Genomic DNA, 12,411 nt, shown 5'->3' with positions numbered 1-12,411 from the left:
AGTGGGGGACGTCGACGCGGTGGTTCCGCTGACGTGAGCGTTGGACCCCCTGGCGGGAGCGGTCGCCTCCCGGCGATTCGCACGATATAAGTGGCCCCTGCGGAATTCTTCGACACCCATGATTCGTATTCCCACAGTGAAAACGACGAAATCCCCCATCTCACCGGTTTCGGGCGGCGGGATGACGGCAGCCACGATCGGTGATCGCGATGGCCGGTGAGGGGGCCACGGACGTTTCCAACGCGGACCTCGAGTATCCGGAACGGGACTGGCGGGGGTTCTTCAGGGAACACTTCGGGCCGTCGATGCTGTGGGCCCTGATCAGTATCGGCGGGAGCCACATCGTGCTCGCGCCCACTCTCGGCGGGACCTTCGGGCTCGTTGCGATCTGGATGTTCGGACTCATCTACGCCGCGAAGTACGGGGCCTGGGAGCTCGGCATTCGGTACAACTACGGCGTCGGCGCGAACCCGATCGAAGCCTACGACCAGCTCCCCGGTCCCAAGAACTGGGCGCTCTGGGTGACGATCCTCGTGTTCACCGGGATGTACACGTTCATCACGGCCAGCGTCGGGATGAGCACGGCGGCGTTCGTCGCCGCACTGACTCCCGAGTGGTTCACTGCAACCATCGCGTACGTCGTCTTCGTCGGCGGCGCAGGGCTACTCGTCGTCGTGTCGCGGTACAGCCTGCTCGAGACGGCCCTGATCGCCTTCACTATCGCGTTGGGCCTCCTCGTCTTGCTTGGCGTGATCGTCGGCCCGCCGTCGGGCGATGTCGTCCTCGAAACGGCCTTTGCGGTGCCCGATCTGACCGGGCCGGTCTTTATCGGACTGTTCGCCGCCGCCGCCGGCTTCGCGCCGACCGGCTTCAGCACGAGCATCCTGATCGGCAGCTGGAGCATGGCGAAAGGCGACGGCGCGAGCGAACTCGAGGAGCGAGACCTCGATCCCGAGGACCCGAAACACCACGACTACATCCGGGCGTGGATCCGGACCGGTCGGCGCGACTTCAACATCGGCTACGTGTTTAGCTTCCTGCTGATCGTCGCGATGGTGATTCTGGCGTCGAACGTGCTCTATCCGGAGCCGCCGACGGATGCGAACCTCGCGGTCGCGATCGGGTCGATCCTGAGCGACTCCTTCGGCGAGTGGTCGTACTACGCGATGTTGCTCGGCGGGTTCGCCGCGCTGTACTCGACGGTTATCACGCTGCTGGACGGCGCTGCGCGCGCCACCGGAGACATCCTGCCGATGGCCCTCGAGAACGACGACATCGACAGTGAACGGGTGCGGAAGCTGGTCGTCGTCGGCGTCGTCGCCGTCAGCAGCGCCATGGTCATCGCGCTCGGCGAGGTCCCGGTGACGCTGTTGCTCTACGTCGCCGCGGTGCTGGCGGTCACGGAGATCTTCTTCTACCCGGCCAACTGGTACGTCGTCGAGAAGAACCTGCCCGAGCCGTTCCGCCCCTCGCGGGCCTGGCACGCGTACTACGTCGTCAGCCTGCTCCTGGTGTTGGTCTTCGGGGCCATGGGAGCGGCGGTTCGACTCGGGTTCCTCGGCTAACGCTGCCCGAATTCTCGATTCGGCCCCCGAACCGACACCACGTCCGCCCGGCGTTCGTCGAACGGCGGACCGTGATCGATCGACGGCGGGGCACTCCCTGCCGCTCTGGTTGGAATGTCGATAGCTCCAAAGAGTTAGTGTCGCAGTCGGCGACGGTCGACTATGCGCAGTGACCGTCCTCGACGCCGGCGTCACGGCCGAACCGGGTCGCTGTACTGCACCGACTGCGGAGCGCCCCTCGAGTCCTCGATGCACTACTGTCCGAACTGCGGCGTGCCGATCGACCGCTCGAGCGAACGCTTGCGGTCGGCTTCGGTGCCGAAATCGCGGTCGGCTTCCGAGAGGCGACTGCGAACGAACACGAGCCGCGACGCAGCGAGGACGACCGGCCGCGACGCGACCGAGGCGGCGGACCGCGACCGACTCGAGCGGCGAATCGCCGCCGCCTCGCGGGACGGCTGGCGACTCGAGCGCGACTTCGGCGATCAGGCGGTGTTGGTCCGACGAACGTTCGGGGGCGTGGCCGATCACCTGTTGATCGCGCTGCTCACCGTCTGGTGGACGATGGGGATCGGGAACGTCCTCTACGGCGCGTACCGATACGTCGACGGTACCGAGCGGACGGTCCTGCGAGCGGAGCCGATCGGCAGGGAGGAACCCGACGACGCCACGACCGACTCGAACCTGCTTGCGCGGGCGTCCGCAGCCGTCGCGTGGCTGCTGGCGGGGCTAACCGTCGCGCTCGGCGTCCAACTGGGTGCATCGACTGTGGGGTTCGTCCTGTTCGCGCTCGCACTCGGCCTCGCAGTTGCGGGGACGAGCGTCCTCCCCTCTGTCAGTCGCCGCCTCGAGGATCGCCACTCGGTGCTGACGAACGGGCGGACCCACACGGTCGACGAACGAACCGTCGCCGCCCCCGAGCAGCCGTGTGCCGCGTGTGCCGGCCCCGTCGACCGCGGACTCGAGCGGAGCTACCGCTCGGAGGTGTGCGTGCTCGGCGTGCCGGTGACCGCCAGCGGCGGTCGCAACTACTACTGCCGGCAGTGTGCGAACGCGGAGTCGGCCACGACCGGCGCGAGCAACCGTTCGGCGGTCGCGGAACCGCGGGTGGACGGCCCGCCGACGGATTCGAACCCGGATCGAGAATCGGAGCCGGACCGGGTCTGGCGGACGAGAGACTCGAGTCCGCCACGAAGCGTCGGAAGGCGGTCCGGTCGTGATCTCAGAGGACGCCCATGTCGTCCAGCCGCTCGGGCAGATAGGTATCCGTCACGAAGTCCAGTCCGTGAGATGCCAGCGACTGCTGTTCGGACTTCTTCCCGAGATCGAGTTGCAGTTCGATCTGTTCCTCCCAGTAGTCGGTCTGGAATCGCGGGTCCTCGAGTTCGCTCTCCAGGGCGTTGATGTCCGAATCCGAGAGGGGGTCGGTCGGCAGTTCGTACTCGACGATGTCGGCGGGCTGGATGCCGATGAAGTCCGCTTCGGGGGTCGCGAGGTACTCCGAGAGGTGGGCGGACTTGATCGAGCCGTAGGCGACGGAGCCGTAGATGCGGTACGACCACGGGTCGCCGTCGGTAAAGACCGTGACCGGGAGCCCGAGTTCGTCGTGGAGTCGCTTGGTGATCCGGCGGGTCGCCCGCGCGGGTTGGCCCTTGAGGTGGACGATCAGCGCGTTGTACTCCTCGTCGAAGCCGTTCTCGACGAGCCGATCGCGCATGCCACCGGTTTCGACGGCGAGAATGAAGTCGGCGTCACAGTCCAGAAACTCGATCGTGTCGGGGTTGTTCGGGATCTGGTAGCCGCCCTCGCCGACGTCCTCCTGGCAGTGGATCTCGCGTTCCCCGCGGCGTGTCTGCTCGCGGAGGTGCAGGGGCCCCATGAGGGTCGCACCGGACTCCTCGGGGCGCATGTGGAAGTCCTCGCGGGTGACGCCCGAGACGATTTCGAGGTCCTCGACCATGCTGTTGGACTCGTCCTGATCGTTGAACTGGGCCTCGTCGTTGTCCCAGCTCTCCGAGAGGTAGTAGAGTTCACGCAGGGTCGAGGAACGGTCCTCCTCGAGCTGGTCGGCGAGGAACTCGATCGTATAGACCGCCTTCAGGAGTTTTCGTGCGCCGCGGACGGAGTTGGCCGACCGAGTCGACTCGCGGTCGCCGTAGACCCAGACGTCCATCTCCTCGTCGTACTCGATGTTGTTCTTCGTCCGCGTCGGCACGGACATGTGGGGAATCTCGCCCAGTTCGAACTGGTCGTAGAACTGCGCCGCGAGATCGATCAACTGTTCTCGTGCCTGCTGGTTGTCGTCTGCGCTCATTGGTTTACGGTCAGCTTCTCGCTCTCGACGCCTTTGACGTCCAGATCGAACGTCGCGTCGTCCGATACCTCGTACTCGAGGGCCGCCTCGTCGTCGCTTCCGACGTCGGGTTCCCACTTGACGAACCACTCGCCGTCCATCTCGACGACGGACGCGCCATCCGAGAGGCTCGTCGGCTCGGCCGAGACGATGTCAGTGACCTCCAGTGATTCGTTCGTACTCGAGTTGTTCTCGACGACGACGGAAACCGCCTTTCCGTCGCCGTTTTCCTCGACGGTCCGCTCGACGAGGACGTTGTTCATGATGCGGGCGATCGCGTCGTCGATGTCGGGTTCCTCGCGGCCGGTGACCTCGGCGACCTTCGTGGCCATCTCCGGGAGGATCTTTCCGAGGACGTTCTGTTTCTTCCGGCGCTGTTGCATCGACCGGCGCTTGTTGAGGAAACTCTTGAGCTCCCGAGCCGCTTCCCGGACCGCGAGTTCGATCTCGTCTTCGATCTCGGGAACGTTGGCGACCGCGTCTTTCGATTCGCTCGTGAAGGGGACGTTCGTCGAGGCGACGTGGACCATGATTACGACCGGCCCGTTGGGGAGCCCCGAGCCGCCCGGCTGGTCGAGCCCGTAATTGCGCCAGCCGATCGATTTGACGACGTCGGTCGTCGCACAGGCACCCCGCTGGTAGACCAGCGGAACCCGGTTGGCAAAGCGCATGACCTCGGCGGTTCCCTCGGCCGGCAACTCGCCGCCGTAGGCGATCCCTGCTTCGACGATGAACGGATCGCCCCCGGAGACGCCGGCGTCCCGCGTCGCCGAGGCGTAGAAGTCGGCGTCGAACTCCTTCTCGAGGCCGGCGGTGATGAGCTCCTCGGAGATGGGCGCGAGACACCGCGTCGGCGGTGCCATGATGTCGGTCGCGCGCATGGCATCGACGAGGTTGCTGGTGGCGTCGCGGTCGCCGTCGAGTTCGCGGACGAGCGGCGGGTCGTCGGGGACGGTTGCCATCACGTCCCAGATCGCCTTGACGACGTTCTCGCGGGCCGTCTCGCCAAAGGAGACGTCGTCGTACTCCTCGGTGAGGTCGGCGACCCGGTCGACGTGCTCCCGAAGTCGCCGGTGGGTGAGCCGGTGACGGACGTTCCCGTCGTCCTCGTCGTCGCTCTCGAGTTCGTCCTCGAACTTGCCGGCGAGCCGGTCCGCGAAGGCCGTGATGACTTCGTCGTCCTTGCGGGTACTCGTCGCGTCGTCCGCGAGGTCGTAGAGATCGGCGACCAGCCGAGAGTCGCCGTCTCCCTCGGGACCGTCGCTCTCCTCCGTTTCCGGGTCTCCGTTGCCGGCGTCGATCAGTTCGAACCAGACGGCCTCGACGGCGTTTTCGCGGACGGTGTCGCCGAACGTCGTTCCGTGGTCGTCCTCGACCGCCTCGGCGGCCGATTCGACGATCTCGAGCAGTTCGTGGTGGGCGATGCGATCGGCGTCAGCGACCGCGTCGGCGATCGAGTCGGCGAAGGCAGCCGTCGGCTCGGGACCCTTGTTCGCCGTCGCGTCCTCGACCGCCGCGTGGAGGTCGATCCCTTCGTGACTCGCCGGCGGCCGCCAGCGCATCTCCCGTCCGTAGTGGCGATCGCGGAACGCGTCGATGATCGAGTCGGCGGTCTTCTTCCCGACGCGGGTGAACTCCTCCTGTACGAATCCCGACACCGTCTGGGAGTCCGTCGCCGCCAGCATTTTCATCACGGTGCCGAGTTCGACGCCGTGGGGATGGGGGCGGATCTCCTCGGTCTCCGCTGGGAGCTGGTCGGTCGCGCGTTCGAACTTGAAGTGCTCCTGTGGTTCGCGAAGCTCGAGGCGGGCGTGGGGGTTGACGACTGCCGTGTGCTTGATGTAGTCGTGGAGCTGCTGGCGGGCGCGCATGTTCGCCTCCATCTCGAGTTCGATGCGGGTCCCGTGGGGCCGATCCCAGGTGGTCGTCTCCTCGACGCTGATCTCGGGCTCGTTGTCGTCCGTATCGACGATGAGCTCGAAGTATTCGGCCTCGCTCGAGCCCTGCGTTCGGCTCGTAATTTTGGCGGGTTTCCCGCTGGTCAGCTGGGCGTAGAGAACGGCGGCAGAGATACCGATCCCTTGCTGACCGCGGGACTGTTCGCGTGCGTGAAAGCGAGAGCCGTAGAGTAGTTTCCCGAAAACCTTCGGGAGCGATTCTTTCGTGAGTCCCGGACCGTTATCCTCGACGATCAGGCGGTAGTAGTCACCGGCTTCCTGGATTTCGACGTAGATATCCGGGAGAATGCCCGACTCCTCGGCGGCGTCCAAGGCGTTGTCGACGGCCTCTTTGACGGCCGTGACGAGGCCTCGAGCGCCGCTGTCGAAGCCGAGCATGTGCTTGTTCTTCTCGAAGAACTCGGCGATGGAGATCGACTGCTGGCTTGCTGCCAGCTCCTCGGCGATCCCCTCCTCCTCACCGAGTGTCGACTGGAACGACGTCATCGTCTCCCTGTACTAACGGGGAGGCTAAAAGGTGTGTGCTACCGGAGTGAAAGTGGTGCCGCCGCGTGTTCCCGTCCGGTTCGATGTCGGTTCAACGGGCGATATCGGGGTTGAACGCCCGATTAGAAGGTGATGATCTCGTAGTCGTCACCGATCAGCGAGCGGATGCTCGGGTGGCCGTTGTTGTCGTCGATGGTGACGACGCCGGCGTCGTCGACAGCGTCGTCGACGCCGAACGCGCCGGCACAGTAGTCGCAGGCGGCCGCCTCCTCGCTGACGGACTGGTAGAGGTCGTGGTAGTCGTGCGCTTCGTCTTCCAGTTCCGGGATCCATTGGGTCCCGGCTCCGTCGAAGATCAGTTCCAGATCGTCATCGGGATTCTCGGCGAACTCCCTCGCTGCCTCGAGGCCGTTGACGAGACGGCCGAGGTCACTGTGCGATTCGGTCCCTGCCAGAATGATAATCGCTGCGTTCGTCATTACGAAGGGTAATACAGCCCGTGATGGAAAAAGGGGAATGCGGTCGTGTACGGCGGACGCAACTCCGGTCGGCTGTGGGATGCCGGTGACCCGACCGATCCCGCGGGCCGGGATGAGCCGGTGAGTGCCGACCGAATGACCGTCGATCAGTGGCTGTGTCTGTGATCGTGTCCACCACCTTTGGTGAACTGCCCGGAGAAGGCACGCTGAACGACCTCCGAAAGCGCAGGATGGATGTGGACCGACTGGCGGATGTCCTGGACCGTTCCGGAGCCGGCCGTCATCGCGACGACGACCTCCTGGATCAGATCCGAGGCTTCGGGGCCGATGATGTGACAACCGAGGATCTCGCCCTCGAGATCGATGATCGGTTTGACGAACCCCTCCGCGTTCATCGCGCTCCCGCGAGCCGTCTCCTCGTAGCGGTAGGTTCGTGTGGCGTACTCGCGGTCGGTGGCTCGCAGTTCCTGTTCCGTGAGTCCGACGCCGGCGACTTCCGGGGAGGCGAAGACGGCGAAGGGCATCGCCGAGTAGTCGACCGGCTCGAGGTCCTCGCGGAAGAGGTTTCGCGCGACGGCCCGCGCCTCGTGGTTCGCGTTGTGTTTCAGCAGGTACTCGCCGACGATGTCGCCCAGCGCCCAGACGCCGTCGGCGGTCGTTCGCAGGTACTCGTCGGTCCGGACGAACCCGGCTTCGTCGGTTTCGATGCCGGCGGTTTCCGTGTTCAACGTATCGGTGTTGGGTACGCGGCCGGCCGCGACGAGCAGTTCGTCGCCGGTGACCGAGACCGGTTCGTCCGAGCCCGCGTCGCCCCCGTCGGGGTACGTGTAGGGGCGAGCCTCGACGGTGATCGAGCCGTCCGCCGCCGAGACGGCGGTGGCCTCGTAGCCGGTGTAGACGTCGAACCGGTCGGCGTAGCGTTCGGTGAACGCGGCGGCCACCTCTTCGTCGGCGTCGGGAAGCAGGGTCGGTCGCCGACCGATGATCGACACGTCGCTGCCGAACGTCCCGAAGAACTGTCCCAGTTCGGCGGCGATGTAGCCCCCGCCCACGATGACGAGGTGGTCCGGTGGGGCCTGCAACTGCAGCGCCTCCGTGCTGGTGAGGTAGTCGACGGTCTCGATGCCGTCGATCGGCGGAATCGCGGGACGGGTCCCCGCCGCAACGAGGACCGTCTCGGCAGCGAGGCGCTCGCCGTCGTGGTCTCCGCCGGTTAGCTCGAGCGTGCGTTCGTCGACGAATCGCCCCTCCGCCTGGTAGAGGTCGTGGCGGTCGGAGGAACTGAGACCGCGCCGGATCGAGTCCGAACTCCCGTGGACGTCCTCGGTTACCTCCCGGACGATCTCGGCGAAGTCAACGTCGGTGACCGTCGCGTCGATCTTGAACTCGTCCGCGCGCTCGATCGTCTCCATGACGTCGGCGTGGTACAGCAGCTGCTTCGATGGAATACAGCCCCGATTGAGACAGGTACCGCCGAGTCGCCCCTTCTCGACGACCGCGACCGATTGGCCCTGATTCGCCGCCGCGTTCGCCACGTCGAGCCCCGATCCGGAGCCGATGACGAGGAAGTCGTACTCCTCCATGGGTACGAGTGGGTCCGGAGCGCAATGAATACCGTTCCCCGTTTCCGGCGCGGTCGGGATGAATACACCCGATCCGTGACCGGAACCCGAGCGGATCGTCGAACGGCCTGCCTCACTCCTCGACGGGCGGCCACTCCCAGGCGTCGGCTTCGACCACGGCGAGCAGTCGCCGTCGTCGGTCGGTCAGGTCCGTGAGGGCCTCGGCGAACGCGTCGTCGGAGACGGCCGGGATGTCGTCGTCGCGCAAGCGCTCGAGGTCCGGGGCTCGCGGAACGGACGGCGCGGGTTCGATGAACGCCGTATCGAGCGTCTCGAGGTAACTTTGTGCACTCGACCGGCCGGACTCGACGACCGCGGGGTCGGGGCTGTGCTCGTCCGGAACGCCGTATCGAAGAAGCATGAGCGCCTCGTCGAAGATCGGCACCGCGACGGCCGAGGCTCGATCGGCCTGTTCGCTGTGGTAGTAGTGCAAGATCGGATAGGATTTGTGCTGTTCGGCGAGCAGACTCAGCTCCGTCGCGAGCGACTCGAGAGCGAGGTCCAGTCCCTGAAAGTCCTCGCCGGTCCACCCCGTTCGAACGATCGATTCGCTTCGTTCTCCCAGTCCCGTGACGGTGCTGGCAAAGGACCGTTTGTCCGAGACGGCTCCGAGGACGGTGAGGATGTAGGAGACGCCGAGCGTGACGAAGGCCATTCCGGTAGCCGTCGTGAACGAACTGGCGATCTCCCAGACGTCGCCGAGGGGGCTATAATCGCCGTTACCGTCGGTAAACATCGTGTACGCGACGTAGTAGAACCGCCCCGACCAGTCGGCGACTGCGCCGGTGCGCGTACTGATGAGCGAGGCCGGATAGCTGGCGAAGACGAGCGTCCACCCGAGCCAGATGAGGCCGATCCACATCGCGAGGGTGAGGATGAGAATGAGCGGCCCGGCGATACTGAGTACCCTGTCGCGGTCACCGCTTCCAATCCGGAGTCCGTGCCAGACGGCGGTCGTGAGCCGGCCGGAAATCGGTCCGGAACCCCCGTCGACCCAGAGGGTCGTCCAGATGATGTCGACGATCGCAGCGACGAGGATGCCGATCCCGGCGACGAGATAGAACGGATTCATTCTGCGACTGCCCGCTCTTCGACGACGTCTGCTAGCACCTGCGCGATCTCCGCGTTCGTCTCGGGACTGTAGTGGCCCCCTTCTCCGCGTTCAACGTACAGGGACTCGACCTCGCCGTCGTCCGGTGAGAGGTGAGTGGCCATATCGATCGTCGTCAGGTCGTCGTAGCGCTCGTCGAGCCGATCCATCAGATCGCCGTAGATGGGGCCGTGCTCGGACTCGTACTTCGCGTATCGGAGCTGCTGGACCATCACGAACGTCGCCTCGAAGCCCCGTTCGTCCGCGTAGTCGACGAACTTCTCGACGAGCGCGTCCAAGAGGTATTCGTGAGTCTCGAACAGCCGCTCGTGGTATCGAACGCGAGGTTGTTCTAACCGCAGTGCGGACTGTGTCTGGGCCAGATCGAAGTCGATCCCCGGGATCGAGCGCTCGAGTCGGCGCTCGAGTTCCTTCCCGGCGGTATACGCGGCGTAGCGGACGTATTCGTTTTTCTCGAGGAAATCCGCAGTGTACGGCCGCGACGCGACGTGTGGCTCGAACCAGTGTTCGTAGTGAAAGTCGTATTCCCGGAGGAAGTCGGCTTTCGACTCGAGATCGAGCAACTCCTCTTTCTCGTCGACGGGGCTCTCGATGCGCTCGAGTTCGCCGTCCTCGAGGACGTACCGGGGTTTGACGGCGAGGACGTTGCCGAACTCCTGGTAGTGTTTCCAGACGCTGAGGATGCGCGCGATCGAGGAGGCAGTGACGACCACGAAGACGTGATCGGTCGGGTCCTCGGGATACCGGCGCTCGAGTCGCATGAGCGCCTGATCGAGGCCGTAGTTGCCGCCGCCGTAGTTGGCGACGTGGGTGTCGAGTTCTTCGGCGAGGTAGTGTTGGAACGTCTCGTCGTCGTCGACCTCCCGGCAGAAACAGTAGGAGTCGCCGTAGGTCGAGACCGTCAACTCGGCGTCGGGGTCGCGCTCTTTCGCAGGGCAAACTCGACTCGCGTACTCGTCGGTCGAGTACGTCACGACGCTGCGGAGTTCCTCACCGGGGAGGTGATCGCCGGTGTCCTTCTGTTTCTCCCGGCTCGGCTGGGGGCACCAGCCCAGTTCGGCGTCGAAACTGCTGAACTTCCCCAGTAATTCGCGGTCGATCTCGGGAAACTCCTCGGTCGCAACCGACGGAATCCGTTCGAGGGCCCGGTACGACACGGCCTCGAGAACCACCACGCCGACGACGAGAGCGAGTGCGGTCGCGACGAGCGGAAGCATCGGACCACCATACCAGAACGGGGGATAAGTCGATTGTGCCGGAGTATGCCACTTTCAGGATTGTGGAGAGGAAGGGGCGTGGATCGGTCCGTCGACGGGAATCGGCGGTTCAAGTCGCCGTTCGTCGCACGTCGACCCGGCGACAGCAATCGCGGATCGCGTAGGCGCTGTAGCCACGTCCCGCGTTCGCTCGGATTCGGTTCGAAGGGCGTTCTGTCGGGGCCGGTCAGCTCGTCGTCACCGCGGAATTCGCCACGGCAGCCTCTCACCGAACCACGGTAACCGGTACCGGCGAGTGGCGGACGACGACTTCCGCGACGCTGCCGAGCAGGATCCGTACGACGCCCGATCGACCGTGACTACCGATGACGACGTGATCGACGGGATTCCGTTCGATGTACTCGAGAATTTCCTGGGCCGGGATCCCTATGCGAGTCCGCGTTTCGACCGCCGTTCCGTGCTCGTCCGCGATGGTCTCGGCCGCGTTTCGGTGATCAGTGGCTTCGCCGAGAAACGTTCGGGCGTCGTCGCTCGATCTGGTATCGTCCGCAGCGTTCGGAACGAACGGCAGCGAAGACGTATCGACGACAGTCAGAACGACGATGTCGCCGTCGGGAAACAGGTCGAAGGCGTACTCGAGGGCGTCGGCGGCAGGCTTCGAATCGTCGAACGGAACGAGGACCCGTGGAACCATAGCTACCTCCGTCTATCCGTGTCCCCTTCAGTCTGTGTCAGGCGATTTCACCGTCGCCGAGGACCGGTCGGAAACGACCATCCGCAAACTGGCGATCGGCTCGGCGATCAGAGGGCGAGATAAGGGCCGACGCCCAGCAGGACGACCCCGAGAACGACTTTCAGCCGCTCTGGGTCGATGGCGTGGGCGACCCGCCAGCCGATGACGACGCCGAGCAGGAGCGGCGTACCGATGACGACCGCGAGCGGAACGGAGACGTTCCCCTGCAGGAAGTAGCCCGACGCCGCGAACGTCGCGATGAAGATCGACTGGACCTGTGCCGCGGCGACGGCGAGCAGCATCGGCACCCCGACGAGCACCAGGGCGGGGACGGCCAGCACCGGGCCACCGATCCCGAGCAGGCCGCTACAGGCTCCGAGGACGAACCCCAGCGCTCCCAGAACGATCCGGCCGGACCGGGTCAGCGGTTCGAGGTCGTAGCTCGGTCGAAAGCCCCGACGCTCGCGGTAGAGAATGATACCGCCGACGGCCATCGCGACGCCGCCGAGCAGGAGTCCGAACAGGGAGCGCGAAACGAAGGAGTTCACGTACGCGCCGACGAGCGCGCCGAAGACGCTCGTCGCGCTGAGGATGATCGCGATGGCACGGCCCTCCCCGGTGTCCATCTCGCCGGAGTAGACGTAGGCGGCGCTCCCGACGAGACCGGTGACGATGAACGTCGCGTGAGCGGTTCCGGCGACCTGACTCGAGGCCAGCGGCGTCAGCGAGTAGAGGGCGATCGTCACGAAGATACCGCCGGGACCGATGGTCGTGATTCCGATGCCCGAGAAGAAGGCGATCGAAACGAGCAACAGCACCAGTGAGAGTTGGAAGGGCAGTTCGAACATGGAGGGGCGGTGTTATTCACGTGTCCGTCCCAGCGCGCC

The 12,411-nt window shown here is 65.3% G+C and carries 9 protein-coding genes; 1 reads left to right on the top strand and 8 read right to left on the bottom strand.

From position 1 onward, the window contains the following. The first annotated feature begins 209 nt into the window (after positions 1–209). Positions 210–1,565 (top strand): Nramp family divalent metal transporter, encoded by a 1,356-nt coding sequence (locus tag CP557_RS10900; RefSeq protein ID WP_097379931.1) that lies wholly within the window; start codon positions 210–212, stop codon positions 1,563–1,565. 1,222 nt (positions 1,566–2,787) lie between these two features. On the opposite strand, the gene CP557_RS10890 is transcribed toward CP557_RS10900, so the two are convergent. The 8 genes from CP557_RS10890 to CP557_RS10855 form a co-directional block, all read right to left on the bottom strand. Next, complete coding sequence (locus tag CP557_RS10890) at positions 2,788–3,879, bottom strand: DNA topoisomerase IV subunit A (RefSeq protein WP_097379930.1); 1,092 nt, start codon at positions 3,877–3,879, stop codon at positions 2,788–2,790. Further along, complete coding sequence (locus CP557_RS10885) at positions 3,876–6,362, bottom strand: DNA topoisomerase VI subunit B (protein WP_097379929.1); 2,487 nt, start codon at positions 6,360–6,362, stop codon at positions 3,876–3,878. Before CP557_RS10885 ends, CP557_RS10890 begins: the two co-directional genes overlap by 4 nt. Positions 6,363–6,484: 122 nt before the next feature. Further along, positions 6,485–6,841, bottom strand: coding sequence for a DsrE family protein (locus CP557_RS10880; RefSeq protein ID WP_097379928.1), 357 nt, complete (start codon positions 6,839–6,841; stop codon positions 6,485–6,487). A 146-nt stretch (positions 6,842–6,987) separates the two neighbouring features. Beyond that, positions 6,988–8,424, bottom strand: coding sequence for a dihydrolipoyl dehydrogenase (locus CP557_RS10875; protein WP_097379927.1), 1,437 nt, complete (start codon positions 8,422–8,424; stop codon positions 6,988–6,990). Positions 8,425–8,536: 112 nt separating this feature from the next. After that, positions 8,537–9,535, bottom strand: coding sequence for a potassium channel family protein (locus CP557_RS10870; protein WP_097379926.1), 999 nt, complete (start codon positions 9,533–9,535; stop codon positions 8,537–8,539). Beyond that, entirely contained in the window at positions 9,532–10,791 is a 1,260-nt protein-coding gene (locus CP557_RS10865; protein WP_097379925.1) for a hypothetical protein, read from the bottom strand. Before CP557_RS10865 ends, CP557_RS10870 begins: the two co-directional genes overlap by 4 nt. Before the next feature lie 265 nt (positions 10,792–11,056). Continuing rightward, entirely contained in the window at positions 11,057–11,485 is a 429-nt protein-coding gene (locus CP557_RS10860) for a universal stress protein (RefSeq protein ID WP_097379924.1), read from the bottom strand. Positions 11,486–11,592: 107 nt separating this feature from the next. Beyond that, positions 11,593–12,372: a sulfite exporter TauE/SafE family protein gene (locus CP557_RS10855; protein WP_097379923.1), complete on the bottom strand. Its 780-nt coding sequence runs from the start codon at positions 12,370–12,372 to the stop codon at positions 11,593–11,595. Positions 12,373–12,411 lie beyond the last annotated feature (39 nt).

This window comes from Natrinema ejinorense (assembly GCF_002494345.1).
GTDB lineage: Archaea > Halobacteriota > Halobacteria > Halobacteriales > Natrialbaceae > Natrinema > Natrinema longum.
Note: the sequence above shows the minus strand (reverse complement) of the source record. Positions and strands in the feature narration are given on the sequence as shown.

What these genes read in the sequence shown, in the direction of transcription:
- CP557_RS10900 (WP_097379931.1), top strand. Translation starts at nt 210, where the DNA reads ATGGCCGGTGAGGGGGCCACGGACGTTTCCAACGCGGACCTCGAGTAT.
- CP557_RS10890 (WP_097379930.1), bottom strand. Translation starts at nt 3,879, where the DNA reads ATGAGCGCAGACGACAACCAGCAGGCACGAGAACAGTTGATCGATCTC.
- CP557_RS10885 (WP_097379929.1), bottom strand. Translation starts at nt 6,362, where the DNA reads ATGACGTCGTTCCAGTCGACACTCGGTGAGGAGGAGGGGATCGCCGAG.
- CP557_RS10880 (WP_097379928.1), bottom strand. Translation starts at nt 6,841, where the DNA reads ATGACGAACGCAGCGATTATCATTCTGGCAGGGACCGAATCGCACAGT.
- CP557_RS10875 (WP_097379927.1), bottom strand. Translation starts at nt 8,424, where the DNA reads ATGGAGGAGTACGACTTCCTCGTCATCGGCTCCGGATCGGGGCTCGAC.
- CP557_RS10870 (WP_097379926.1), bottom strand. Translation starts at nt 9,535, where the DNA reads ATGAATCCGTTCTATCTCGTCGCCGGGATCGGCATCCTCGTCGCTGCG.
- CP557_RS10865 (WP_097379925.1), bottom strand. Translation starts at nt 10,791, where the DNA reads ATGCTTCCGCTCGTCGCGACCGCACTCGCTCTCGTCGTCGGCGTGGTG.
- CP557_RS10860 (WP_097379924.1), bottom strand. Translation starts at nt 11,485, where the DNA reads ATGGTTCCACGGGTCCTCGTTCCGTTCGACGATTCGAAGCCTGCCGCC.
- CP557_RS10855 (WP_097379923.1), bottom strand. Translation starts at nt 12,372, where the DNA reads ATGTTCGAACTGCCCTTCCAACTCTCACTGGTGCTGTTGCTCGTTTCG.